Source organism: Streptomyces sp. NPDC051738, assembly GCF_044453205.1.
Lineage (GTDB): Bacteria > Actinomycetota > Actinomycetes > Streptomycetales > Streptomycetaceae > Streptomyces.
Genome location: NZ_JBITCM010000002.1, coordinates 418,952 through 444,965, shown reverse-complemented (window position 1 = coordinate 444,965; position 26,014 = coordinate 418,952). Strand labels below are relative to the sequence as shown.

Genomic DNA, 26,014 nt, shown 5'->3' with positions numbered 1-26,014 from the left:
GACGGGCCTTCGTACTCGCCGGTACTTTAAGTGAGCAAGCGCTTAGACATGTACCGGTGGAGGTGGACGGCGTGCGCCGTACGGTGTTCAACGAGGATCACGAGGCGTTCCGGGAGACCATCCGCGCCTTCATCGAGGCCGAGGTCGTCCCGGTCTACGACGACTGGTTCGCGGCCGGCCAGGCGCCCCGCGACTTCTACTACAAGCTCGCCGAGCTCGGCGTCTTCGGCATCCGCGTCGACGAGGAGTACGGCGGCGCCGGCATCGAGTCGTACAAGTTCGAGGCCGTGATGTACGAGGAGACCGCGCGCGCGGGCGTGCAGTTCGGCGGCTCCGGTGTGCACGTGCTGCTCGGCCTGCCGTACATCAAGATGCTCGCCAGCGATGAGCAGAAGAAGCGGTTCCTGCCGAAGTTCGTCTCCGGTGAGGAGATGTGGGCGCTCGCCATGACCGAGCCGGGCACCGGCTCCGACCTCGCGGGCATGAAGACCACCGCCAAGCTCTCCGAGGACGGCACGCACTACGTCCTCAACGGCTCCAAGACCTTCATCACCGGCGGCGTGCACGCCGACCGTGTGATCGTCTGCGCCCGCACCGACGCGCCCAGCGCCGAGGACCGCCGCCACGGCATCTCGCTGTTCGCCGTGGACACCAAGTCCGAGGGCTACTCCATCGGCCGCAAGCTCGACAAGCTCGGCCTGCGCACCTCCGACACCGCCGAGCTGGCCTTCGTCGATGTCAAGGTCCCGGTCGAGGACCTCCTCGGCGAGGAGAACAAGGGCTTCTACTACCTCGGCCACAACCTGGCCTCCGAGCGCTGGGGCATCGCCTACGGCGCCTACGCCCAGGCCAAGGCCGCCGTCCGGTTCGCCAAGCAGTACGTCCAGGAGCGCACCGTCTTCGGCAAGCCCGTCGCCTCCTTCCAGAACACCAAGTTCGAGCTGGCCGCCTGCCAGTCCGAGGTCGACGCCGCCGAGGCCGTCGCCGACCGCACGCTGGAGGCCCTGGACGCGGGCGAGCTGACGCCGGCCGAGGCCGCCTCCGCGAAGCTCTTCTGCACCGAGGTCGCGCACCGCGTGATCGACCGCTGCCTGCAACTGCACGGCGGCTACGGCTTCATGAACGAGTACCCGATCGCCCGCCTGTACGCGGACAACCGCGTCAACCGCATCTACGGCGGCACCAGCGAGATCATGAAGTCGATCATCGCCAAGGACATGGGTCTGTAGGAAACGGGCCGGCAAGGTTCCCGAAATTACCAGTCAGTAGAAAAGGTGCCATGAACCAGGCACTACAGGGTCTCCTCGATCTGCTCGACCTTGAGCAGATCGAGGAGAACATCTTCCGCGGCCAGTCCCGCTCCGCCGTCGTCCCGCGCGTCTTCGGCGGTCAGGTCGCGGCCCAGGCGCTCGTCGCCGCCGGGCGCACGGTCCCCGCGGACCGCCACGCCCACTCGCTCCACGCGTATTTCCTGCGCGCCGGTGACCCGGGCGCGCCCATCGTCTACAACGTCGACCGCATGCGCGACGGCCGCTCCTTCACCACCCGCCGGGTGGTCGCCGTCCAGCACGGCAAGCCGATCTTCGCCCTGTCCGCCTCCTTCCAGCTGTTCGAGGAGGGAATGGACCACCAGGCCCCCATGCCCTCCTCGCCCGACCCGGAGACGCTCCCCACCTCCGAGGAACGGCTGCGCGACTACGGCCACCTCGACCCGGCGGTGGTGGAGAAGTTCCTGGAGGCACGTGAGGCGGTCGACCTGCGCTACGTGGACGAGCCGCCGTACGGCAAGTTCGGCGAGCCCCGCGAACCGCACTCCCAGGTCTGGTTCCGCACCAACGGCAAGCTGGCCGACGACCCGCTCCTGCACGTCGTACTCGCTACGTACGTCTCGGACATGACCCTGCTGGACTCGGTCCTGCTCGCCCACGGGCGGGGCGGCTGGGCCGTCGGTGACGTGGTCGGGGCCTCGCTGGACCACGCGATGTGGTTCCACCGTCCGTTCCGCGCGGACGAGTGGCTGCTGTACGACCAGGAGTCGCCGTCGGCGCACGGCGGACGAGGGCTCGGGCAGGCGCGGATCTACACGCAGGACGGGCAGCTCGCGGTGTCGGTGATCCAGGAGGGTGTGGTGCGGGTGCCGCGGTGACGGCTCACGTCACCACCTGAGCCACCCCCGCTCATCTCGCCTCACCTCTCACCTCACCGCGTGAGCGCCTCCGCGTGCCCCGACCCGACCGCAGCAGCCATACGCCCACGAATGCCAGGGCCACCACGACCACGCCCACCAGAATGACCTTGGAGTAGACCCCGACCAGGTCGCTGACCTCGTGCCAACGGGCGCCCAGGGCGTATCCGGCGGCGATGAAGGCGGTGTTCCAGATCAGGCTGCCCGCCGCGGTGAGGGTGAGGAAGACCGGGAGCCGCATGCGTTCGACCCCGGCCGGTATCGAGATCAGGCTGCGGAAGATCGGTATGAAGCGGCCGAAGAACACCGCCTTGGTGCCGTGCCGGAGGAACCACGCCTCGGTGCGTTCCACGTCCGCGACCTTCACCAGCGGCAGCCTCGCCGCCGCCGCGATCATCCGGTCACGGCCGAGGAGCGCGCCGAGCAGGTACAGCGCGAGTGCGCCCACCACCGAACCCGCCGTCGTCCAGGCGATGGCGGCGACGACGTCCATACGGCCCTGGCTCGCCGTGAAGCCCGCCAGCGGCAGGATCACCTCGCTCGGCAGCGGCGGGAACAGGTTCTCCAGGGCGATGGCCAGCCCGGCGCCCGGGCCGCCCAGCTTCTCCATGAGGTCGGCGGCCCAGCCGGCGACTCCGCCGACCGGTGCGTCGGCCGCGGCAGCAATGATCATGGGTGCCACTTTACTAAGTCTTGACCTAAAGGCCGTATGAGGAAGGCCCCACGACCGGCCACGACCGGCTGTGACGGTGCACACGTCAGGAGCAGAGGGCTTGCCCGTGCGGTCAGCCGCGGCTCGCGTTCCGCAGCCGTGCGAAGGACGTGTCCAGGCCCCGCTTCATCAGCCGTGCCGCCGGACGCTCGACGTAGCGGTGGATCAGCCGGCTCAGCACCAGGAAGGCGGCGATCACGACGACGACCAGCAGCCGGGGGTCCATGGTGTCCCGCAGGCGGTTGATCAGCGCCGTACCGGCGAGGTAGTGCGTCAGGTAGAGCGGGTAGGTCAGGGCTCCCGCCGTGACCAGCCATTTCCAGCGGATCCGGTCCGTGTAGCCCAGCGACACGGCGACCATGAACAGCAGGAACGCGGTGAAGATCAGCGCGCTGCCCCGCCAGCCGGAGACGTGCTCGACCGCGTCGATACGGCGTCCCAGCTCCATCTGCCCCATCAGCCAGGCCATGGTCAGCATGCCCCACAGCAGCAGGTCCTGACCGAACCGGTACATGAGGTAGAGCACCAGACCGGCGATGAAGTACCAGGCGGCGACCGGGTTCACGAGCAGGACCAGCAGGCGCAGCTCGGAGATCGGCGCGAGCATCGCGGCGGCGCCCCACACGCAGCAGAACACCACGACTCTTCGGTAGGTGAGCCCCATCGCGACGACCGCGAGGAAGAGGAGGTAGAACCGCAGCTCCGTCCAGAGGGTCCAGTAGACGCCGTCGACGTGCGGCGAGGCCGATCCGGACTGGAGCATCGTGAGGTTGAGGAGTATCTCCCGCAGCTTCAGGCGCTCCCACACCCCCGGCAGGGCCACGACGACGGCCGTGGTGAACGCGATGGCGAACCAGTACGCCGGATAGAGCCGGATGACCCGCGAGACGAAGAACTGGCGCGGGGTGCGGCCCCAGCACGACATGCAGATCACGAAGCCGCTGATGACGAAGAAGATCTCGACGCCGATCCAGCCGTAGGTGGAGAAGCGGAACACCGTGGGCATGATCTCGGAGACCGGACGGTCCCAGACCGCGTTGCCCGGCTGATCGAGCCGGTCGGTGCCCGCGTAGTGGTGCACGGCCACCATCAGGGCGGCGAGCAGGCGGATACCGTCGATCACGTACAGTCGGCGCCCCTCGCGGGCGGGGACGGTGACGTGCTTGCGCGTCCGGGGTGCGTCGGACGGCCGTACGGGCACCGTCTCCGCGAGCGGGGGAAGCGGCTGCGCGGGCAGCCGCGCCGAGCCGAACACCCGTAGTGGGGTTGCCGTGTATCCACCGTCAGAACTGCGCATGAGCACCATCCGTTCCCTGAAGACACTCCGTCACGTCCGTTGCTGGTTGAACAGACAAGGTCGTGTCTCAGGGGGATGTGTGCAGGTGCGCGATCTCCATGAAGTGGTCGTGCCGCGTTCGCCGAGATTTCAACGCGGTTGAGTACAACCCCCCGCTCGCTACTCGGCCAGACCCGCCTCGGCCAGCAGAAACGCCGTCATCGGGTCGTAGTAGCGCGGGCTGATCACATGGTCGTCCAGCGGCACCACCACCTGCACCGTCCCCTCCGACTCCGCGAGGAACAGCGCCGGGTCGTTGCAGTCCGCGTACCCGACGGAGTCCACCCCGTGCCGGCCGGCGTACCCCGCCCACCCGTGGTCGGCGACGACCAGGTCCGGCAGCGGACGGCCCTCGCGCTCGAGTCCCGTGAGGATGGCCTTCATCGGCTCGCCGGAGTGGGTGTGCCAGAGGGTGGCGCCGTGCTCCAGGACCGCGACGTCCGCGAACTGCATGACGTAGCCCTCGTCGGTCTGCAGGCCGTCCGGGATGACGACGATCTCGCAACCGGCCGTGCGCAGCGCGTCCGCCGTCGCGCGGTGGACGTCCAGCAGTCCGCCCGGGTGGCCGGTCGCGAACAGCACCCGCTGCCCGCCGTCCGCCGCCTTGCGCAGCCGGGCCGCCATCCGCTCCAGTGCGGCCACCGTCAGCTCGGGGTCGATGGTGTCCTGCCCGTGGCGGTACTCCGGGTCGTCGTTCACGCCGACGCGCTCCGCCATCACCGCGAGCACGTCCTGCTCGTCGGTCCAGCGGTCGCCGAGCTCCAGGCCGAGCCAGTAGTGGCGGTCGCCGTTCGCCAGCTTGCGGTAGTGGGAGAGGTTGTTCTCGCGGGGAGTGGCGACGTCGCCCGCGATACGGGTTCTGACGAGGTGGTCGACAAGCTCGGCGCGGCTGGGTGTCCCGGGTATCGGCATGGTTCCCATTGTGAGGCAGACAACTGCGGGAACGGCTGAGTCCGGGGCGCGTGCGACGCGCGTCACTGTGTGGATCATCGCTCGACGGGAACGCGTCACCGCTCGATGTGCCGCAGGGCGAACCACAGTTCCATCCGTACGTCCGGGTCGTCCAGGTCTGTACCGAGAAGCGCCCCGCACCGGGCGATCCGCTGGCGGACGGTGTTGCGGTGGACGGACAGGGCCACCGCCGTGCGGTCCCAACTGCCGTGCAGGGAGAGCCAGGTGCGCAGGGTCTCGGTGAGCGGGGAGGTGAGGGGCGCGAGGAGCGTGCGGGCGTGGGCCTGGGCCTCGTCGGGGGAGAGCAGGTCGGTGAGGGCGGGGCGGCGGGTGCCGTACTGGAAAAGGGGCGTGCGGGTGGCCCTCGCCCGGGACAGGGCCCGGGACGCCTGGGTGTCGGCGGCCGGCCAGTCCGGCGCCGTCGCGGGGGCGCTCACGCCCAGGGTCCAGCCGGGCTGCGGGGACGGTTCGCGGTCCGCCGGGACGAGGACGCGTACGACGTCCCGCGCCAGGTCGACCAGCGGGGAGCCGAGGGCCGCGCCCAGCGCGGAGGCCGCCACCGGGTCGCCGGGCCGGCTGTCGGGGCGGGCGTGGACCACGAGCCAGCTGCCCTCGCCCAGAAGCGGGGCCACCGCCTGCGGCTCGGCACCCAGCAGCAGCCGTACCAGCGCCGAGGAGCGGGCCGCGCCCGAGCCGCTCTGGTGCTCGCCGGTGAGGAGGGACAGAAGCACGGCGGCGACGGAGGCGATGGTGTGGTCGCCGGGGTCGCGCTTCGGCGCGGCGACCCCGAGAACGAAGCCCTGACCGGCGCCGAGGGCGTAGGCGGCGAGGTGGATGCCGGAGGCGGTGTCGGTGGCGGAGGTCGGCGTCCCCGGCCCCGAGGGCCGAACGACCTCGGCGAGCTCGGCCAGCGACGCGCTCACCGTCTCCTGGAGCGTCCGTCCCGCCGCAGCTCCGGTCGCTTCTGGCGTCGGCCCCGTGGCGGCGCTCGCCCCTGCCGAGGCGGCTGCCGCCCTCAGCGGTGCGGCTCCGGTGGCTTCTGGCGTCCGCCCTGGCGCGGCGCTCGCCCCCGCTGAACCGGCTCCTGTCCTCAGCGGTACGCCACCCACGCCTTCAGGCGTCGGCCCCGCAGGCGTGGGCCCGGTGACTTCCGGCGCCCGCCCCTCCGGCACCCGCCCCGCCGACGCGACCTTCGCCCCCTCCGGCCCGTACAGCACCGCCCACCCCCCGACCCGCTGCGCCAGCTGTCGCAGCACGGCCCGTACCGGATCCGGGCGGGAGGCGGCTGCTGCCAGGCTCTGCTGTGCCTCCGTCACGCGGCGTAGTTCGGCGAGGCGGGCCTGGGCCATCAGTTGCCAGACCGCGCGGGCCACGCCGGAGAAGGTGGTCTGGGGCGGGACCTCCAGGAGCGGAAGCTCGTACAGCTCGCACGCCGCAACCAGGGCGCGCGGCACCGTGTCGTGCACCGGCGCGACACCGAAACCGAGCGCCGCCCCGCCCGCCGCGACGATCCTCGCCACGTAGTCGTCGAAGTACGTCCCCGAGCCCGCGGCCTCCGGGATGTGCACCCCGGCCGTCAGCAGCAGCTCGCCGCCCAGCAGATACGGATACGGGTCGGCCATCTCCGAGGTGTGCGCCCAGTGGATCACCGCCTCCGGGTCCACCGGACCGGCGATCTGGCGCAGGGCCAGGTCCTCGCGGGCCAGGAGGGCCGAGAGGGGGACCGGTGGGGTCGGGGGAACGGCGGGTTCCGGCATGGGACGTTTCCTACACTCGGGCAACCTCGGATGGATGAAACGTACACTTCGCAGTTGCTTTCCGGCCACCTACTGTCGTTCCAGACCGGCAGCCGCGGGTACGGGCGGATGTCCCCGCGAACCGCTGCCGAACCGTCCCCGTCCCCACCCCCCATTTGCACGACACGCCACCGGAATGTGCGCGAAGGAGGCCCCACCATGGCCGTCGATTACACCGTCATCGTCGTCTATCTGGCCGGCATGCTGGCCATGGGCTGGTGGGGCATGCGCCGCGCCAAGTCCAAGAGCGAGTTCCTGGTCGCCGGGCGCCGGCTCGGTCCGACCATGTACTCCGGCACCATGGCGGCGATCGTCCTCGGCGGCGCGTCCACCATCGGCGGCGTCGGGCTCGGCTACCAGTACGGGCTCTCCGGCGCCTGGATGGTGTTCACCATCGGCCTCGGGCTCCTCGCCCTCTCCGTCTTCTTCTCCGCCCGCATCGCCCGTCTCAAGGTCTACACCGTCTCCGAGATGCTCGACCTGCGCTACGGCGGCCGGGCCGGCGTCATCTCCGGCGTCGTCATGTGGGCGTACACCCTCATGCTCGCGGTCACGTCGACCATCGCGTACGCCACGATCTTCGACGTCCTCTTCGACATGAACCGCACCGTCGCGATCATCCTCGGCGGCTCCATCGTCGTCGCCTACTCGACGCTCGGCGGCATGTGGTCGATCACCCTCACCGACATGGTGCAGTTCGTGGTGAAGACCATCGGCGTGCTGCTGCTCCTGCTCCCCATCGCCGTCGTCAAGGCGGGCGGGTTCAGCGAGATGAAGGCGCAGCTGCCGACCGAGTACTTCGACCCGCTGGGCATCGGCGGCGAGACGATCTTCACCTACGTCCTGATCTACACGTTCGGCATGCTCATCGGGCAGGACATCTGGCAGCGCGTCTTCACCGCGCGCAGCGACAAGACCGCCAAGTGGGGCGGCACCGTCGCCGGTACCTACTGCCTCGTCTACGCCCTCGCCGGCGCCGTCATCGGCACCGCGGCCAAGGTGCTCTACCCCAAGCTCGGCAGCCCGGACGACGCCTTCGCGACGATCGTGCGGGACGAACTGCCGGTCGGCGTACGGGGGTTGGTGCTCGCCGCGGCCCTTGCCGCCGTGATGTCCACCTCCTCCGGCGCGCTCATCGCCTGCGCGACCGTCGCCAACAACGACATCTGGTCGCGGCTTCGGGGCGCGGTGCGCAGCGCCGAGGCCGCCGAGGCCGCCAGGGTCGCCGCGTTCCGCGGCACCGGGGTCGCCAAGGACGCGCACGGCTCGCCCGACCTGCCCGATGCGGTCGACTCCCACGACGAGGTGAAGGGCAACCGCGTCTTCATCCTCCTCATGGGCATCGCCGTCATCGTCACGGCCATCGCGCTCAACAACGTCGTCGAGGCGCTGACCGTCGCCTACAACCTGCTCGTCGGCGGACTGCTCGTGCCGATCCTGGGCGGGCTGCTGTGGCGGCGCGGGACGGTGCAGGGCGCGCTCGCCTCGGTCGTCGTCGGTGGCGTGGCGGTGATCGTCCTGATGGCGACCCACGGCATCCTCGCCAACGAGCCCGTCTACTACGGCCTGCTGCTCTCCCTCGCCGCGTACCTCGTCATCTCCTTGATGACGAAGCCCACCGACGCGGCCGTACTCGCCGCCTGGCGTGAGCGCCTCGCCGGACGGTCCCCCGAACTCGTGTCCGAACCGGTGCCGGCTCCCCAGTAGAGTCGGTGACAGATGTACATACGCGGCATACGCGATGAAGCGTAGGAAAGAAGGCATTCCACGATGACTGGCAACGAGACGCCCCGCGGCCCCGTCGACTCCTCCCGCATCCCGCGGTACGCCGGACCCGCCACCTTCGCCCGGCTGCCCCGCCTCGACGAGGTCGGCCGCGCCGACGTCGCCGTGGTCGGCGTGCCGTTCGACTCGGGCGTCTCGTACCGGCCGGGCGCCCGCTTCGGCGGCAACGCGATCCGCGAGGCGTCCCGGCTGCTGCGCCCGTACAACCCGGCGCAGGACGCCTCCCCCTTCGCCCTCGCGCAGGTCGCGGACGGCGGCGACATCGCCGTGAACCCCTTCAACATCAACGAGGCCGTGGAGACGGTCGAGGCGGCGGCCGACGAGCTGCTCGGCACCGGCGCCCGCCTGATGACCCTCGGCGGCGACCACACCATCGCGCTCCCGCTGCTGCGCTCGGTGGCGAAGAAGCACGGCCCGGTCGCGCTGCTCCACTTCGACGCCCACCTCGACACCTGGGACACGTACTTCGGAGCGGAGTACACCCACGGCACGCCCTTCCGCCGCGCGGTGGAGGAGGGCATCCTCGACACGGAGGCGCTCTCCCACGTCGGTACGCGCGGCCCGCTGTACGGCAAGCAGGACCTCACGGACGACGAGAAGATGGGCTTCGGCATCGTCACGTCCGCCGACATCTACCGGCGCGGCGCCGACGAGGTCGCCGACCAGCTGCGCCAGCGCATCGGCGACCGCCCGCTGTACATCTCCATCGACATCGACTGCCTCGACCCGGCGCACGCCCCCGGCACCGGCACCCCCGAGGCCGGCGGCATGACCTCGCGCGAGCTGCTGGAGATCCTGCGGGGCCTGGCGTCCTGCAACCTGGTCTCGGCCGACGTCGTCGAGGTGGCGCCCGCGTACGATCACGCCGAGATCACGTCGGTGGCCGCGTCCCACACGGCGTACGAACTGACCACGATCATGTCCCGCCAGATCGCGGCGGCCCGGAAGGACTCGGAAGCGAAGTGACTCACGACCACGACCTGGTGCTCCGCCCGACGGAGGCGCAGATCTCTGCTGCTCGCAACCCTCCTCCCGGCCGCAATGGCGGAGACCTGGTCGTGGAGACGCTGGCCGGGCTCGGCGCGACGACGGTCTTCGGGCTGCCCGGCCAGCACGCCCTCGGCATGTTCGACGCGCTGCGCCGCAGCGATCTGCGCTACATCGGCCTGCGCGTGGAGAACAACGCCGGCTTCGCGGCGGACGCGTACGGCCGGATGACCGGCGAGGCGGCCCCGCTGCTGCTGTCGACGGGCCCGGGCGCGCTGACCTCGCTGTCCGCGCTCCAGGAGGCGGCAGCGGCGTCCGCCCCGGTCCTGGCGATCAGCAGCCAGATCCCGACGGCGGGCCTGGGCGGCGGCCGCCACGGCTACCTCCACGAACTCCCCGACCAGGCGGCGTCGTTCAGGGGCGTGGTCAAGTCGGTCCACACGATCCGCACCCAGTCCCAGATCCCCTCCGCCATCGAGGCGGCCTGGAAGTCGGCGCTGACGGCCCCGCACGGCCCGGTATGGGTGGAGATCCCGCAGGACGTGCTGCTCGCCGAGACGTCGGTCCCGGTGGTGACGGGCGGCGACGCGTTCCCGGAGGAGCTGCCGCCGCGGCCCGAACTGACGGCGGTGGCGGCCCACTTGCTGTCGCACGCCGCTCGTCCGGCGATCGTCGCGGGCGGGGGAGTGGTACGGGCCGACGCGTCCGGCAAGCTCCGTCAGCTCGCCGAGACGCTGAAAGCCCCGGTCGTCACGACCCCCGGCGGCAAGGGCGCGTTCCCGTGGAAGCACCCGCTGTCGCTCCAGTCCTGGATCGAGGACCGGCACACCACGGACTTCCTGGAGGACGCGGACGTACTCCTGGTGGTCGGCTCGGGCCTGGGCGAACTGTCCTCCAACTACCACACGTTCAAGCCGCGCGGCCGGGTCATCCAGATCGAGGCCGACCTCGGCAAGCTGGAGTCCAACCATCCGGCGCTCGGCATCCACGCAGATGCGCGGCTCGCGTTGCAGGCGCTGCTGGAGACGGTGTCGGAGCGGGAGGACGTGGCGGCACCGGAGCGGGTGCGTGAGGTGCTCGGGAAGGTGTCGGAGCGGATCGGCGCCCAGGAACTCACCCTGGAACAGGACGTGTTGGCCTCGGTCCGGCGTGCCCTGCCCGCCGACTCCCCGTCCTTCTGGGACATGACCATCCTGGCTTACTGGGCCTGGTCGGCCTTCGACGCCAAGGGCCCCAACCACCTGCACTCCGCCCAGGGCGCCGGCGGCCTCGGCTACGGCTTCCCGGCGGCGCTGGGCGCGGCGGTCGCGGACCCGACGCGTCCGGTGCTGGCGGTGTCCGGCGACGGAGGGGCCCTGTACTCGATCGCCGAGCTGGCGACGGCCCGCCAGTACGACCTGAACGTCACCTGGCTCATCGTCGACGACGGCGGCTACGGCATCCTGCGCGAGTACATGACGGACGCCTTCGGCCAGGCCACGGCCACCGAGCTGACGCGGCCTGACTATGTGGCGCTCGCCGATTCGTTCGGCGTCCCCGGGGTCCGTACGACCCCGGAGACGCTGGAGACGGACCTGGCGAAGGCGCTGTCCGAGCCGGGCCCCTCGGTGGTGGTACTCCCGGCGGTGCTGCGGATGTTCGCGCCTACGCACCTCGCGACGTGATGCCTCAGAGGCCCTGGTCGCGCGTGGTGTAGACGTGGTCGCGGTTGTTGCAGGCGTCGTCCACCGAAGGGCCGGTCATCGGTACGGCCCACGGGACGAGCGCGAGTGCGGCCCTGCAGAGGTTGGGGGCGGAGTGGCCGGCGATGTTGATACGGCCCCGGTCGCCGTCGTCGGCGTGGGCCGGGGCGGCGACGGCGAGAACTGCCATGGTGAGCGCGGCGAGCGCGCTGATCTTCTTCATAGCCGGGTCAACGGCGTTGGATCGGTGCAGGTCATTCGGCTGTACAGGTGGTGATCGAGCGCGTGCGCGCGTGATGACCGAGCACGCCAGGGGCCGACGGGCGTACATCGCACCGGCGGCCCTTGGCGCGGCTACGGCGACTGGAACAGAGTCCGGTCGCCTACCAGATCGACTCGACCCACTCCGGGTGGTCGATGAACGGGTTGCGGTTGCCCTGGTAGGAGTCGTAGATGACCTCGTTGCGGCGCTCCTCGAAGGAGTCCGGCGGGTCCTCGTCGCTCCAGGCCTTCAGGACCGACAGGCGGCCGTGGTACGGGACGCTGCCGTTGGTGACGGCGTCGTTGGGCTCCAGGTCGGGCCAGCTGTCGTCACCCTCGTAGCGGACGGCCATGTAGAGGATCATGCGGGCCACGTCGCCCTTGACGGCGTCGCGGGGCTCGAAGGAGTTCGAGTCGGTCAGGCTGCCACCGGAGTTGGTGAAGCTGCTGCCGCCGTTGTCGAAGTCCTTGTTGCCGCGGATGCTGTTGACCTGGACGTCCTCGGGGCGCAGGTGGTGCAGGTCGGTGCCCGGGCCGGCGGAGGTGCCGAAGTCGCCGTGGGACTGGGCCCACACGTGCTCACGGTTCCAGTTGCCGGTGCTGCCGCCGTTGAGGGACTTGCTGCGGGAGATGCCGCTGTAGAGCAGCTTCACGTTGCTGCTGTTGTTCGGGTCCTCGTCGGTGACCTTCAGGGCGTTCCAGACGGCCGAGTACGAGAGCTTGGTCTGGTCACTGATGATCGTGTGGAGCGAGTCCTTGAGGGCCGTGCCGGTCTTGCCGATCGCGTCGGCGTAGTACGTGTCGTCGTACTCCGTCGTCGTAGCGGCGGCCGGGGAAGCGGTGAGCGCCGGGGTGGTGAGGCCGACCAGGACGGCGGCCGTCGTCAGCGCGACCGACTTCCAGCGGCTGCGGTGTATGCGTGTCGCCAGCATGTGGGGTTCCCATCTACGCGGGGGGTCTACGCGGGTTGAATGGAGGCGGCAAACGGGAGCGTGGCATGGACATGCGGTGATGTCGAGGGCTTGCGTGTGTCCATTGGGTGACGTCAAACGGCAAATCAGGGCATGGGTGCGATAGTTGACGCCGAAACGGCCCCCGGCTGGTGAGCCGGGGGCCGTTGAGGGGGAGTCGGTCGGGGTCAGGTGAGGTCCGAGGGGTCCAGCCGGTAGATGGTGGACGACTGGTTGTTCTGCGAGGAGTTGTCCGAGCCGGAGTCCGAGTTCGTGGTCGAGCTGGAGCCGGAGGCGGAGTTCGTGGTCGAGCTGGAAGTCGAGCTGTAGTCGCTCTCCTTCACCGCCGTCGCGTTCTTCTGCACCCACTCCGTGACCTCGGAGCTGACGCTGCTGCCGCCGCCGGGGCCGCCGCCCATGCCGCCGCCACCGATCTGGATGTAGTGCAGCTCGCCCTTCTTCACCAGTTCCTTGAGCTTGGCCAGCGTCATCGCCTTGTCGCTGCCGGACCAGCCCCACATGGAGATGACGGGCTCACCGCTGCTGACGATCAGCTGCGCGGCACTCTGCGAACTCGACACCGCCAGCAGCCACTTGGCGCCGTCCTGGTGCTTCTTGAGGTAGGAGATCAGCTCGCTGTTCGCGCCGCCGCCCATGCCGCCGCCCATGTTGCCGGGCTGGCTGCTGTTGCCGGTGCCGGTGCCGCCGGGAGCCTGGCCGTTCTGACCACTCTGGCCGCTCTGGCCGCCGGGAAGTTCGCCGTTCCCGCCGCCCGGCATCATCTGACCGCCGCCGTTCTGACCGCCGCCGTTCTGGCCGCCCTGCTGCTGGCCGCCGGGGCCGCCGCCCTGCTGGCCGTTCTGGCCGCCCGGGCCGCCGGCCTGGGTGTTCTGGCCGCCGCCGAAGCCACCCCGGCCGCCGCCACCGCCCCCGCCGGGGCCACCGCCGAAGCCGCTGCCCGTCGAAGGCCCGGCCGTCGGGTTCGTACCGCCGCCCATGCCGCCACCGCCCGAACCGGACGGCACCGACCAGGCGTACGCCGCCGGACCCGCCACGGCAGCGACGACCGCCGCCGTCACGGATGCCGCCAGCAGCCGTATCCGCATCCCCGACGCGGACCGGAAGACGAGCAGCCCCACGATCGCCAGCGCCATGACGACGGCGATGGCAGGCCACAGCCAGGTGTTCCAGCCGGAGGCCCGACGCAGCAGTACGACGGCCCAGATCGCCGTGACCGCGAGTGCGGCCGGCAGCACCCACGCCCACCGCTTGTCGGCACGGAAGGCGCGCAGCAGCATCACGCCGCCGCCTCCGCACAGGGCCGCGATGCCAGGGGCGAGCGCGGTCGTGTAGTACGGGTGCATCGTGCCCTCGGCCATGGCGAAGGTCAGGTAGTGCAGCGCGGTCCAGCCGCCCCAGAGCAGCAGCGCGGCGCGGGTGAGGTCGGTGCGCGGGGCGCGCCCGCACAGGACGATGCCGCCGACGCAGGCGATGGCCGCGAAGGGGATCAGCCAGGAGATCTGGCCGCCGAGGGTGTCGTTGAACAGCCGGCCGATCCCGGCGGTACCGGAGAAGCCGCCGCCTCCGCCACCGCCGCCTCCGCCGTTGCCCTCGCCGCCGAGGATCCGGCCGAGGCCGTTGTAGCCCATGATCAGGTCCCAGGCCGTACCGTCCGTCGAACCGCCGATGTACGGACGTTCGTCGGCGGGCACGAGGGAGACGGCGGCCGCCCACCAGAAACTGGAGACGGCGAGGGCGACACCGGCGATGAGCAGATTGACGATCCGCTTCACGAGCTTCGGCTTCGCGGCGTAGAGATAGACGGCGAAGACGGCGGGCAGCGCGATGTAGCCCTGCAGCATCTTCGTGTTGAAGGCGAGCCCGAAGCACACCGCGGAGCCGATCAGCGGCAGCAACTTGCCGTTGTGCACGGCCCGCAGGGCGAGCGCCGCGCCGCCGGCCATCAGGAACACCAGCAGGGTGTCCGGGTTGTTGTCACGGTTGATGGCGACCGTGATCGGCGTCAGGGCCAGCACCAGCGCGGCGACCGTCGCCGCGCCGTGACCCCACACCCGCTTCACCGAGGCGTGCACGATCCAGATCGTCGCCAGCGCGACCAGGATCATCGGCAGCATCATCTGCCAGGTGCCGTAGCCGAAGACCCGGCACGACAGGCCCATCACCATCAGGGCGAACGGCGGCTTGTCGACGGTCAGGAAGTTCCCCGCGTCCAACGAGCCGAAGAACCACGCCTTCCAGCTCTGCGTACCGCTCAGCACGGCCGCGCTGTAGAAGCTGTTCAGGCTGGACCCCGACAGGTTCCAGGAGTACAGCACCGCCGCCAGGATCAGGATCGCGATCAGCGCGGGGAGTGACCAGCGCGGTGCCTTGTCCGGGGGTGCGGCTGGTGGGGCCGGGGCCGACGGGGGCACGTCGGGGGTGGTCACGGTCGTGTGGGGGTGGGGATCGGTGGCTGATGTCACCCCGGCATCGTGTGCGGCGGGGGTGGGTGGGGGCTGTGCCGGACCTGGCTGTTTGCTGTGGATTCTCAAAGGGGCGTGCAAAGGGGGCTCGCAGGGAGTCCGCGAAGGAGGTGCTCGGGCGGGGACGCTCGGCCAAGTCGGCAGATACGGGGGTTGAAATCACGTCAAGCCTGGAGTCGAAGCGCGAGCCCCTGGGTCGTTGTCAGTGCGATCAATTACGGTCGGATCCGTTCACCGGTCTGAGCCTGCGTCAATTCTGCGGGCTGGTCACCGCGTTGCGGCGCGAGGGTGCAGATCCGGTGCGTAAGGGTCGACCGTGGAGCCTGCCGCTTGACGACCGCGTGCTGCTGGTCGCCGCGTACTGGCGGACGAACCTGACGCTGCGCCAGCCGGCGCAGCTGTTCGGGGTGTCCATGTCCGCGGCCCACCGCATCATTGACCACCTCGGACCCGTGCTCGCCCTCCAGCGGCGCAAGCGGTTCCGCAAGGACACCGTGCTGGTCGACACCGTGCTGGTCGTGGACGGCACCCTGGTCCCCACGCGTGATCACAGTGTTGCCAAGCAGTCGAAGAATTACCGGTACTCGACCAACCACCAGGTTGTGATCGATGCCGACACCCGGCTCGTCGTCACCGTCGGTCGGCCGCTGCCTGGCAATCGCAACGACTGCAAGGCATGGGAGTCGTCCGGAGTGAAAGACGCCGTCGGCCGCACCACGGTCATCGCGGACGGCGGTTACCGGGGCACCGGCCTGGTCATTCCGCACCGCCGCGAACGCGGCCAGGCCGAACTCCCGGCCTGGAAGGAGGAGCACAACGCCTCCCACCGCAAGGTCCATGCCCGCGTCGAGCATACTTTCGCCCGCGCGACGACCTGGAAAATCCTGCGCGACTGCGCCTCAAGGGCGACGGCGTTTTCCACGCCATGCTCGGCATCACCCGCCTGCACAATCTTGCCCTCGCTGGATGACCAAGCAATCAGCCAGGTCAGCAAGCATGCCCGATGTGACGCCGACCGATAATTGGCCATCGCCCCGTTTCGACTGCCCAAGACAGGCCTAAGCGTCTGTCGGAGGCCCAGCCGCTCGTCTTCTATCGGTGACCCGCGTCACACCCGGCTCCTGTCAGCAATCGGAGCGCCGTCTCGTTCGAAGGGCAAGCCAACGAGACAGGAGCAACGCCATGAAGCACCGCATCGTCGTACTCGGCGCCGGATATGCCGGGGCCTTCGCCGCCGGAAACCTGGCCCGCCGGCTCTCCCCCGCCGACACCGAGATCACCGTCGTCAACGCCGTACCCGACTTCGTTGAGCGGATGCGGCTCCACCAGCTCGCGATCGGCCAGGACCTTGTGTTCCGCAAGCTCGCCGACGTATTCGCGGGCACCGGGGTGCGGCTGCGCCTGGCGCGCGTCACCAGCGTCGACGCCGAGCGCAGGACCGTCGCCGTGACCGGCGAGGACGGCGATGGCGAGCTCGCGTACGACACGCTTCTCTACGCGCTCGGCAGCTCCGTAGCCCACCACGGCGTCCCCGGCGTGACCGAGTACGCCTTCGATGTGACCGGCCGGTCCTCGGCGCTGCGTCTGCGCGAGCGCCTGGCAGGCCTGGGCGAGGGCGGCACCGTGCTGATCGTCGGTGAGGGGCTGACCGGCATCGAGACCGCCACCGAGTTCGCCGAGTCCCGGCCCGACCTCTCGGTCGCGCTCGCCGCCCGCGGCGAGCTGGGCGCCTGGCTTTCCCCGAAGGCCCGCCGTCACCTGCGCCATGCCTTCGACCGGCTCGGCATCACCGTCCACGAGCACACCGGCATCGAAGCCGTCGAGCCGACACGGGCGATCGCCGCCGACGGTCGGTCCATCCCCGCCGACGTGACCGTGTGGTCGGCCGGGTTCGCCGTGCACCCCATCGCGGCCGCCAGCGGCCTGGAGGTCGCCGAGACCGGCCAGATCGTCGTCGACCGCACCATGCGCTCGGTCTCCCACCCGGACGTCTACGCCGCCGGTGACTGCGCCTACGCGATCGGCGAGAACGGCCGGCCGCTGCCGATGTCCTGCGCCTCGGCCGGCTTCACCAACATGCAGGCGACCGCCGCGATCATTGCGCGCCTGACGGGCAGCGAGGTCCCGACCACCGGGCTGAAGTACCACGGCAACCACATCAGCCTCGGGCGGCGGGACGCGATCTTCCAGATGGTGGACCGGGACGTCCGGTCGAAGTCCTGGTACCTGGGCGGCCGAACCGCCGCGCGGCTGAAGTCGGGCGTGCTCAAGGGGGCCGGGTGGGGCATCGCCCACCCGACCTTCGGCATGCCGAAGCGCAAGCACCGCCTGGCCACCGCGCCTGACCGGGGGGCCGGTGCAAGGGTCACCGCATAGGTTGTTCCGCATGGACAACGCAGCCATCGATAGGTTCGAGGCCAGCCGGGGCCGGCTGGCCTCGCTCGCGTACCGTCTGCTCGGCTCGGCCGCCGACGCTGAGGACGCCGTGCAGGACACCTTCCTGCGCTGGCAGGCCGCAGACCGCGAACGGGTCGACGTGCCGGAAGCGTGGCTGACCAAGGTCGTCACCAATCTCTGCCTCGACCGGCTCCGCTCGGCGCAGGCGCGCCACGAGCGAGCGGCCGGTGCCTGGTTGCCTGAGCCGCTCCTTGAGGGAGACCCCATGCTCGGCCCAGCCGATACCTTCGAGCAGCGCGAATCGGTGTCCCTCGCCGTCCTGACCCTGATGGAGCGGCTCGCGCCGGTTGAACGGGCCGTCTACGTCCTGCGTGAGGCTTTCTCGTACAGCCACGCCGAGATCGCCGGGATCCTCGACATCACCGAGTCCGCGAGCCAGCAGCATGTCCACCGGGCCCGGATCCGGGTCACCGCCGAGCGCCGCCGCGGCGGCGAGGCCGACCCCGCGTCCGCGCGCCGGGTCGTCGAGGAGTTCCTCGCCGCCGCCATGTCGGGGCGCACCGAACGGCTGGTGGCGCTGCTCACCGACGACGTGACCGCGGTCTCGGACGGCGCCGGACTGGCCAGGCGGCTGCTGCGGTTCAAGACGCCCGAGCGGGTCGCCTCCTTCGTGCGGGCCGGCTTCAAGCCCACGCCGGCGAAGCGGCGCCTTGCCGGCGGCTCGCCCGCGATGCACATCGCGCTGGTCAACGGCTCCCCGGCCGTCCTCGCCGTGGTCGACGACCGGGTCGTGGGCGCCGTGGCGTTCGAAGTCAGCGACGGCAAGGTCGCGTCGCTGCGCGGCATCGCCGCCGCAGACCGGCTCGCGCGCCTCAACGAGGCCTGGCGGCAGCACGAACCCGACGCGCCGGTCATCAACGCATGGTGACCGGAGCCCCCGGAGAAGCCAACTACGAATCGTCACGGAGGGCTGACCAGGGCGGATCAGAGCGCCCCTGGCCACCCATCGCTCGAAGTCACAGCCGAAGCCGTTTGCGGGACAGTGCTTACCGTCCCATTGAGCTATAGGTGCGCTCCGGGGCTGTCGCTGTTCAGGGCTCCTCGCTCACCGGAGGGAACGCCGAGCCCAGCACCGCACGTGCGTACCTCTTCGTCTGAAGGATGCCCGGGAAGTACGCCAGCGCGTACTCGCGGATCATCACCGCCTGTTGTTCGAGTACGCGCACCGCCTCGAAGTAGTCGGCGATCGACACCTCGTTGTCCTGCGGCAGGAAACTGCTCAGCACATTCCCCGTGCCCAGAGCCATGTCCAGCCGCCGAGCATCCTCCTTCGACGGCATCCGCCGCCCCGCCTCGATATGCGCGATGTGCGACCGCGTCATGAACGCCCGGTCGGCCGGCTCCTCCTGCGTCAGCCCCGCCGCTTCGCGCTGCTGCCTGAGCCAGTCGCCGTACGTGCTACAGAACGGAGTCGACTACATGCGGCACCCCATCGCCCGCCGGTTCTTCGAACCGCTGCTTCACCGCATGCGCCCCCGCCCCCGCCCCCGCCGGTATGCGTGCCGCTGCCTCAACGGGCCGACCGTTCACCACACCGGCTCCCGGCCCAGGCCCCCGCAGACGGCGCGTCCGCTCGCCGTCCCCGGGATCGGCATCGGATCGTGCGGCATGCCCTCAGTGGTCGTGAGGAGCACCAAGTGACCGGCGACATGAACGGCGTGACCGACGCGCGCCTGCTGCCCTGGACGGGGTCCGGGGGGCAAACCCTGCTACCTCGTCAGCGACGGCACCGGCCATGTCTCCCGCGTCGCCGACACCGTCGAGAGCGTGCAGCTCGGGATGGCGGACGACCTCCTCGATCACGGCGCCGACATGCTCGACGACGACCGCCGGGTGACATACGCACAGCTCCGCTTCCTGCTCGCCAGGATGAGCGAGGCGCTGACCGATGTCCTGCGTATCGCGGAGAGCCGGGGTGCGCGACTGCCCGTGCCCGTCTGTGAAGAGCCCGAGTACAACGACGGCCTCGCCGTCCCGTGTCGCAGGTCTGGGCCTTCCGTCGGCCAGTGATCAGAAATGCGTGGCGATCCCGAACACACTCCGCAGCTGAGCCATATCGTGCCGATCGCGGTCGGTCGGCTCGTACCCCTGGTGGAAGTGGACCTGCTGCTCGGCGGACAGGCACGGGACCGTCGCACCGCCGATGGTGCCCGTCACGAAGCAGGAGGAGGGATAGATGAAGGGGCGCGACGGCTCGAATGACGCCTGCTCCGCGGAGCCGTCCTCGGTGAAGACCAGGGGGTGGAGGTCGATCTCCCGTCCGTCCGGGGCCGTGAGTACGAAGCGGACGGGGCGCCAGTCCAGGGTCTCGGTGAAACCCGCCGCGTTCAGGGCCGCCAGCACCGCGTCCTCCTGCTCCCGGCGGTGCATCAGATCCAGGTCGCGATGGGTGCGGGTCTGCTCGCCGATGAGGGCGTCGATGCCCCAGCCGCCACCGATCCAGACGTCGGCCCGCGCCGAGCGCAGCACGGTCAGGACGGACAGCACCTCATCAGCGGTCATCACATCCCTAACCTTGCACACGCGTACAACCTTTCCTTCGGCCTCGTGAGTCATCAGGGCATGACTCACGGGACATCGAACGAGAAGCCAAGACGCGAGAAGCCGAGACGCGAGAAGTCAAGCGGCGTTTCCAGACGTGCCAGAGCCCTCGTCGCCGCAGGCGTAGGCGCGGGCGTCTTCATACCGTCCCTCGCCGCCGCCACCCCCGCCGTCGCGGCGACCACCCCCACCGTCAGCTGTACGTCCGCCAAGGCCGGTCTCGCGGACAAGCTGAAGAAGGACATCACCGCCGCCCTCGCCAACCGCAAGGGCACGATCGCGGTCGGTCTGTACGACCGTTCCACCAACACCACGTGCACGCTGCGCTCCTCCACGGCCTTCGACTCCGCCAGCGTCGTCAAGGTCACCGTGCTGGCCGCGCTGCTGTGGGACGCGAAGAAGACGAACCGGTACCTCACCGACCGCGAGGTCTCCCTCGCCAAGGCCATGATCACCAAGTCGGACAACGCCGCGACCAGCACGCTCTGGAAGCAGCTCGGGCTGACGAAGATCAAGGGCTTCCTCACCGCCGCCGGCATGACCCAGACCAAGCCCGGCGCGAACGGCTACTGGGGCCTGACCCAGATCACCGTCACCGACGAGCAGAAGCTGCTCAAGCTCATCACGGCCAAGAACGCGGTGCTCAGCGACAACTCCCGCGCCTACATCCTGAAGCTGATGGGGCAGGTCGTCTCCTCGCAGCGCTGGGGTACGCCGTACGGAGTGCCGTCCGGTGTCTCCGTGGCGGTCAAGAACGGCTGGCTGCAGCGCGCCACCAACGGCTGGCGGGTGCACAGCGTCGGTGCCTTCAAGGGGGGCGGCCATGACTACATGATCACGGTGCTCTCTCATGGCAACAGCACCATGAACTACGGCATTACGACCATTCAGGGCGTCGCCAAGGTCATCCACCGGGACCTGGCGGCAAGCTGACGCTTCACGCGGCAGTCTCCCGTCCGTCACCGTGCCGTCCTACGGTGACGCCCATGCGCCTGAGAACCGTACTCGCGACTGCCGCCGCGTCCTTGGCGGCGACCACCTGTCTGTCCGCCGCCGGGCCCGCCAACGCCGTGCAGAGCAACGCCTGTTCCCCGTCCGTCTCCATCGACCGCTTCTCCGACGCGCTCGACAAGACGACGTACGACGGCACCTTCGTCGGCAACTTCTCCGCGCTCGCCGTCGACCGGGACGGCTCCCTCGCGGCCGTCTCCGACCGTTCCGCCCTCTTCGGCCTGGACTCCGGCCCGGACGGCAGGACCCTCGCGCCGAAGTCCGTAGTCCCCCTCGCCGACGAGACCGGCGCCGCCCTCGACTCCGAGGGCCTCGTCGTCGACCGGGACGGCACCCGGCTGATCTCCTCCGAGACCGAGCCCTCCGTCCGCCGCTACTCCCGCGACGGCCGGATCCTCGACCGCCTCCCCGTGCCGGACGCCCTGAAGGTCGCCCCGGCCGGCCGCGCCGTCTCCAACGGCACCTTCGAGGGGCTGACCCTGCTCCCCGGCGGCCGCACCCTGCTCGCGTCGATGGAGTACGCCCTCGCCGGCGACAGCGCGGGCATCGTCCGCTTCCAGACCTGGCAGCGGACCAAGCGGACCAAGGGCGGCCACTTCGAGCTCGGTCGCCAGTACGCCTACCGCACCGACACCGGCCTCGGCGTCCCCGAGGTCCAGGCGACCCCCGACGGCCGCCTCCTCGTCCTGGAGCGCGGCTTCACCTCCGGCGTCGGCAACACGGTCCGGCTCTACCTGGCCGACCCGCGCCGCGCCACCGACACCAGCGGCATCGAGAACCTGACCGGTCAGGACGGCGTACGTCTGATCAAGAAGACCCTCCTCGCGGACATCGCCGCCTGCCCGTCCCTCGGCGCCACCGCCAAGCAGCCCCAGCCGAACCCGCTCCTCGACAACATCGAGGGCATGGCGATCACGGGGTACTCGAAGGGGCGCCTGAAGGTGCTGCTGGTCAGCGACGACAACCAGAACGCCGTACAGACGACCCGGTTCTATTACCTGCGAGTACGCATCTGAGCGCACCGCTCCTCGCACCACCCCTCGCACCACCCCGTTTGTTGCGGCGGGATGAAATCCGAGCCCGTCCGCGTTGGTGCCTTCCGGTAGATCAGGACGAACGGAGGGCACCCGCGTGGCAGCGCAGCAGGGGGAGACGAGGGGCTGGGCCCGGCGGCTGTGGGGTTATGCCTGGCGCTACCGCAAGGACGTGATCCTCGCCCTCGGCTCCTCGCTCGCGGGTATGGCCGTCATGGCGCTCGTCCCGCTGATCACCAAGGTGATCATTGACGATGTCATCGGCGACCACACCCGCGGCATGGCGCTGTGGGCGGGCCTGCTCATAGCCGCCGCCCTCGCCGTCTACGTCCTCACCTACATACGCCGCTACTACGGCGGCCGCCTCGCCCTCGACGTCCAGCACGATCTGCGGACCGAGATGTTCGGGACGATCACCCGGCTCGACGGGCGACGGCAGGACGAGCTGTCCACCGGGCAGGTCGTCGGACGCGCCACCAGCGATCTCCAGCTGATCCAGAGCCTGCTCTTCATGCTCCCGATGACCATCGGGAACTTCGCGCTCTTCCTGATCTCCCTGGTCGTCATGGCCTGGCTGTCGGTGCCGCTGACGCTGGTGGCCCTCGCGGTCGCCCCCGCCCTGTGGTGGATCGCCAAGCGCAGCCGGACCAAGCTGCACCCCTCCACCTGGTACGCCCAGGCCCAGGCCGCGGCCGTCGCGGGCGTGGTCGACGGCGCCGTCAGCGGCGTACGGGTGGTGAAGGGGTTCGGGCAGGAGGAGCAGGAGACCGGGAAGCTGAGGGAGGTCAGCAGGCGGCTCTTCGCGGGACGGCTGCGGACCATCCGGTTCAATTCCAGGTACACCCCGGCGCTGCAGGCCGTCCCCGCCCTCGGGCAGGTCGCCATGCTCGCGCTCGGCGGCTGGCTGGCGGTGCGCGGGCACATCACCCTCGGGACGTTCGTCGCGTTCTCCACCTACCTCGCCCAGCTGGTCGGGCCGGTCCGGATGCTCGCCCTGGTGCTGACCGTCGGGCAGCAGGCGCGGGCCGGTACCGAACGCGTCTTGGAGCTGATCGACACCGAGCCGTCGATCAAGGAGGGCACCAAGACGCTGCCCGCCGACGCCCCCGCGACCGTCGAGTTCGACGACGTGTCCTTCGGCTACGACGACTCCGCCGGGCCCGTCCTCGACGGGCTCAGCTTCGAGATCCGCCCCGGTGAGACCCTCGCCGTCGTCGGCTCCTCCGGCTCCGGCAAGTCCACGGTCTCGCTCCTCCTCCCGCGCTTCTACGACGTCACGCGCGGCGCCGTCCTCATCGGCGGCCACGACGTCCGCGAGCTGACCTTCGACTCGCTGCGGGCCGCGATCGGGCTGGTGCCCGAGGACTCGTTCCTCTTCTCGGACACCGTGCGCAGCAACATCGCGTACGGCCGCCCCGACGCGACCGACGAGCAGATCGAGGCCGCCGCGCGCGCCGCCCAGGCGGACCGTTTCATCGAGGAGCTGCCCGACGGCTACGACACCAAGGTCGGCGAGCACGGCCTCACCCTCTCCGGCGGCCAGCGCCAGCGCGTCGCGCTCGCCCGCGCGATCCTCACCGACCCCCGGCTCCTCGTCCTCGACGACGCGACCTCGGCGGTGGACGCCCGTGTCGAGCACGAGATCCACGAGGCGCTCCAGCACGTCATGGCGGGCCGGACCACCCTGCTGATCGCCCACCGGCGCTCCACCCTCAACCTCGCCGACCGCATCGCCGTCCTCGACGCGGGCCGCCTCGCCGACATCGGCACCCACGAGGAACTACAGCAGCGCTCCGCCCTCTACCGCCGCCTCCTCACCGACCCGGACGAACTCGGCGGCGTCTCACCCGGCCACACCCAGCCGGCCTGTCCCCGCGAGGACACCTCCGTACGGGACGAACTGGACGCCGAGTTCGACGTCGAGCGTGGCGTGACGCCGAGGCTGTGGACCGGCGACCGTGAGCGCAAGGATCTCGCTCTCGTGGAGTCACCGGCCACCCCGGAGCTCCTCGCCCAGGTCGAGGCGCTGCCCCCGGCGGCCGACACGCCCGGCATCGACGAGGCGCGCGCGGTCCGGTCGGAGGAGTCGTACGGACTCAAGAGGCTGCTCCGAGGATTCGGGCGGCCCCTGCTGATCAGCCTCGGCCTGGTCGCCGTGGACGCGGGGATGGGGCTGCTGCTGCCCATCCTGATCCGGCACGGCATCGACTCGGGTGTCACCCAGGCCGCCCTCGGCGCGGTCTGGGCGGCCTCGCTCCTCGCCCTGCTCGCCGTGACCGTCCAGTGGGTGGCGCAGATCGGGGAGACCCGGATGACCGGGCGCACCGGCGAACGCGTCCTGTACTCCCTGCGCCTGAAGATCTTCGCCCAGCTCCAGCGGCTCGGGCTCGACTACTACGAGCGGGAGCTGACCGGCCGGATCATGACGCGGATGACGACGGACGTCGACGCGCTGTCGACCTTCCTGCAGACCGGTCTGGTCACCGCGTTCGTCTCGGTCGTCACCTTCTTCGGCATCATGGGCGCCCTGCTGGTGATCGACCTCCAGCTCGCGCTGTTCGTCTTCGCGACGCTGCCGCCGCTGATCGTCGCCACGTTCTTCTTCCGCCGGGCGAGCGTGAAGGCGTACGAGCTCGCCCGTGAGCGGGTGTCGTTGGTGAACGCCGACCTCCAGGAGTCGGTGTCCGGGCTGCGGATCGTGCAGGCCTTCCGGCGCGAGCGGGACGGCGCCGCGCGGTTCGCCGAGCGCAGCGACAGCTATCGGCAGGCCCGCATCCGGGGCCAGTGGCTGATCTCCGTCTACTTCCCCTTCGTGCAGTTCCTGTCGTCGGCGGCCGTGGTGGCGGTGCTGATCGTCGGCGGAGGACGGATCGACGACGCGACCCTCACGGCCGGTGCGCTGGTGGCGTACCTGCTCTACATCGACCTGTTCTTCGCCCCGGTCCAGCAGCTCTCCCAGGTCTTCGACGGCTACCAGCAGGCCACGGTCTCCCTCGGCCGGATCCAGGAGCTGCTCCAGGAGCCGACGTCGACGAAGGCGGCCGAGGAGCCGCTGGAGGTGCTGTCGCTGCGGGGCGAGGTCGCCTTCGAGGACGTGCACTTCGCCTACGGGGAGGACGAGGAGGCGCTCGGCGGGATCGATCTGCGGATACCCGCGGGGCAGACGGTCGCGTTCGTCGGCGAGACCGGCGCGGGCAAGTCGACCCTCGTCAAGCTGGTGGCGCGGTTCTACGACCCGACCGGCGGCCGCGTCACCGTCGACGGCACGGACCTGCGCTCCCTGGACATCACGTCGTACCGGCACCGGCTCGGCGTCGTCCCGCAGGAGGCGTACCTCTTCCAGGGCACCGTCCGTGACGCCATCGCCTACGGCCGTCCGGAGGCGACCGACGCCCAGGTCGAGGCGGCGGCCCGCGCGGTGGGCGCCCACGAGATGATCGCCACCCTCGACGGCGGCTACCTCCACGAGGTCGCCGAGCGCGGCCGCAACCTCTCCGCCGGGCAACGCCAGCTGATCGCGCTGGCCCGCGCCGAGCTGGTCGACCCCGACATCCTGCTCCTCGACGAGGCGACGGCCGCCCTGGACCTGGCCACGGAGGCCCAGGTCAACCAGGCGACGGACCGTGTCGCGGGGCGCCGTACGACCCTGGTCGTCGCCCACCGCCTGACCACGGCCGCCCGTGCGGACCGGGTCGTGCTGATGGCCCACGGGCGGGTCGCGGAGGACGGCACGCACGAGGAACTGGTGGCGCGGGGCGGGCGGTATGCGGAGCTGTGGCGGACCTTCCTCGGGCAGAGCGAGCCGGAGGAGCCGGTCGGAGCGGCCCGGTAGGTCCTGTGACG

General features: G+C 70.4%; 18 protein-coding genes and 3 pseudogenes. 12 read left to right on the top strand and 9 right to left on the bottom strand.

The genetic code is table 11. The features are described 5' to 3' along the window. Nucleotides 1–71: 71 nt before the first annotated feature. On the top strand, nt 72–1,229 hold the full coding sequence (locus tag ACIA8X_RS06560) for an acyl-CoA dehydrogenase family protein (RefSeq protein WP_399457891.1): 1,158 nt from the start codon (nt 72–74) through the stop codon (nt 1,227–1,229). A gap of 50 nt (nt 1,230–1,279) precedes the next feature. Continuing rightward, nucleotides 1,280–2,146 (top strand): acyl-CoA thioesterase II, encoded by an 867-nt coding sequence (gene tesB / locus ACIA8X_RS06555; RefSeq protein WP_393451977.1) that lies wholly within the window; start codon nt 1,280–1,282, stop codon nt 2,144–2,146. A 31-nt stretch (nt 2,147–2,177) separates the two neighbouring features. On the opposite strand, the gene ACIA8X_RS06550 is transcribed toward tesB, so the two are convergent. The 4 genes from ACIA8X_RS06550 to ACIA8X_RS06535 all read right to left on the bottom strand — a co-directional run bounded on the left by ACIA8X_RS06550 (nt 2,178) and on the right by ACIA8X_RS06535 (nt 6,941). Further along, nucleotides 2,178–2,795, bottom strand: a complete 618-nt coding sequence (locus ACIA8X_RS06550; RefSeq protein ID WP_399457978.1) for a DedA family protein — start codon at nt 2,793–2,795, stop codon at nt 2,178–2,180. 175 nt (nt 2,796–2,970) lie between these two features. Further along, nucleotides 2,971–4,194 carry an acyltransferase family protein gene (locus ACIA8X_RS06545; protein ID WP_399457890.1) on the bottom strand — a complete coding sequence of 408 codons (1,224 nt, stop codon included), beginning with the start codon at nt 4,192–4,194 and terminating at the stop codon, nt 2,971–2,973. A gap of 159 nt (nt 4,195–4,353) precedes the next feature. Beyond that, on the bottom strand, nt 4,354–5,145 hold the full coding sequence (locus ACIA8X_RS06540) for a phosphatase (protein WP_399457889.1): 792 nt from the start codon (nt 5,143–5,145) through the stop codon (nt 4,354–4,356). 95 nt (nt 5,146–5,240) lie between these two features. Continuing rightward, nucleotides 5,241–6,941: a helix-turn-helix domain-containing protein gene (locus tag ACIA8X_RS06535; RefSeq protein ID WP_399457888.1), complete on the bottom strand. Its 1,701-nt coding sequence runs from the start codon at nt 6,939–6,941 to the stop codon at nt 5,241–5,243. A 198-nt stretch (nt 6,942–7,139) separates the two neighbouring features. Between ACIA8X_RS06535 and ACIA8X_RS06530 the strand changes: the two genes are divergently transcribed. The 3 genes from ACIA8X_RS06530 (at nt 7,140) to ACIA8X_RS06520 (ending at nt 11,416) form a co-directional block, all read left to right on the top strand. After that, the gene (locus tag ACIA8X_RS06530) at nt 7,140–8,687 is read left to right on the top strand and encodes a sodium:solute symporter (RefSeq protein ID WP_399457887.1); all 1,548 of its coding nucleotides are present in this window, start codon (nt 7,140–7,142) and stop codon (nt 8,685–8,687) included. Between the two features lie 63 nt (nt 8,688–8,750). Then, nucleotides 8,751–9,731: an agmatinase gene (speB, locus tag ACIA8X_RS06525; protein WP_093908281.1), complete on the top strand. Its 981-nt coding sequence runs from the start codon at nt 8,751–8,753 to the stop codon at nt 9,729–9,731. Continuing rightward, complete coding sequence (locus ACIA8X_RS06520) at nt 9,728–11,416, top strand: thiamine pyrophosphate-binding protein (protein ID WP_399457886.1); 1,689 nt, start codon at nt 9,728–9,730, stop codon at nt 11,414–11,416. The genes speB and ACIA8X_RS06520 overlap by 4 nt, the downstream gene beginning before the upstream one ends. A 4-nt stretch (nt 11,417–11,420) precedes the next feature. On the opposite strand, the gene ACIA8X_RS06515 is transcribed toward ACIA8X_RS06520, so the two are convergent. The 3 genes from ACIA8X_RS06515 to ACIA8X_RS06505 form a co-directional block, all read right to left on the bottom strand. After that, entirely contained in the window at nt 11,421–11,657 is a 237-nt protein-coding gene (locus ACIA8X_RS06515; RefSeq protein WP_399457885.1) for a hypothetical protein, read from the bottom strand. Nucleotides 11,658–11,817: 160 nt separating this feature from the next. Continuing rightward, nucleotides 11,818–12,627 carry an endonuclease I family protein gene (locus ACIA8X_RS06510; RefSeq protein WP_399457884.1) on the bottom strand — a complete coding sequence of 270 codons (810 nt, stop codon included), beginning with the start codon at nt 12,625–12,627 and terminating at the stop codon, nt 11,818–11,820. A gap of 206 nt (nt 12,628–12,833) precedes the next feature. Next, nucleotides 12,834–15,128 (bottom strand): ArnT family glycosyltransferase, encoded by a 2,295-nt coding sequence (locus tag ACIA8X_RS06505; RefSeq protein WP_399457883.1) that lies wholly within the window; start codon nt 15,126–15,128, stop codon nt 12,834–12,836. 191 nt (nt 15,129–15,319) lie between these two features. Between ACIA8X_RS06505 and ACIA8X_RS06500 the strand changes: the two are divergent. The 3 genes and pseudogenes from ACIA8X_RS06500 (at nt 15,320) to ACIA8X_RS06490 (ending at nt 18,453) form a co-directional block, all read left to right on the top strand. Further along, nucleotides 15,320–16,098: pseudogene (locus tag ACIA8X_RS06500) on the top strand (transposase). Between the two features lie 212 nt (nt 16,099–16,310). Further along, nucleotides 16,311–17,504, top strand: coding sequence for an NAD(P)/FAD-dependent oxidoreductase (locus ACIA8X_RS06495; RefSeq protein WP_393451951.1), 1,194 nt, complete (start codon nt 16,311–16,313; stop codon nt 17,502–17,504). A gap of 10 nt (nt 17,505–17,514) precedes the next feature. Further along, the gene (locus ACIA8X_RS06490) at nt 17,515–18,453 is read left to right on the top strand and encodes a sigma-70 family RNA polymerase sigma factor (RefSeq protein ID WP_393451948.1); all 939 of its coding nucleotides are present in this window, start codon (nt 17,515–17,517) and stop codon (nt 18,451–18,453) included. Between the two features lie 169 nt (nt 18,454–18,622). Here the strand turns inward: ACIA8X_RS06490 and ACIA8X_RS06485 are convergent. Further along, nucleotides 18,623–18,985, bottom strand: a pseudogene (locus tag ACIA8X_RS06485) (Scr1 family TA system antitoxin-like transcriptional regulator); the annotation flags it as partial. Nucleotides 18,986–19,234: 249 nt separating this feature from the next. Here ACIA8X_RS06485 and ACIA8X_RS06480 point away from each other — a divergent pair. Further along, nucleotides 19,235–19,595 (top strand): annotated as a pseudogene (locus tag ACIA8X_RS06480) (hypothetical protein). Here the strand turns inward: ACIA8X_RS06480 and ACIA8X_RS06475 are convergent. Next, entirely contained in the window at nt 19,596–20,087 is a 492-nt protein-coding gene (locus tag ACIA8X_RS06475; RefSeq protein ID WP_399457882.1) for a nucleotidyltransferase domain-containing protein, read from the bottom strand. Between the two features lie 60 nt (nt 20,088–20,147). Between ACIA8X_RS06475 and ACIA8X_RS06470 the strand changes: the two genes are divergently transcribed. From ACIA8X_RS06470 to ACIA8X_RS06460, 3 genes are all read left to right on the top strand, one after another. Continuing rightward, a complete protein-coding gene (locus ACIA8X_RS06470; RefSeq protein WP_399457881.1) occupies nt 20,148–21,059 on the top strand; it encodes a serine hydrolase in 912 nt (303 codons plus the stop codon). A gap of 53 nt (nt 21,060–21,112) precedes the next feature. Beyond that, the gene (locus tag ACIA8X_RS06465) at nt 21,113–22,153 is read left to right on the top strand and encodes an esterase-like activity of phytase family protein (protein WP_399457880.1); all 1,041 of its coding nucleotides are present in this window, start codon (nt 21,113–21,115) and stop codon (nt 22,151–22,153) included. Nucleotides 22,154–22,268: 115 nt separating this feature from the next. Beyond that, nucleotides 22,269–26,003, top strand: a complete 3,735-nt coding sequence (locus ACIA8X_RS06460) for an ABC transporter ATP-binding protein (RefSeq protein WP_399457879.1) — start codon at nt 22,269–22,271, stop codon at nt 26,001–26,003. Nucleotides 26,004–26,014: the final 11 nt, after the last annotated feature.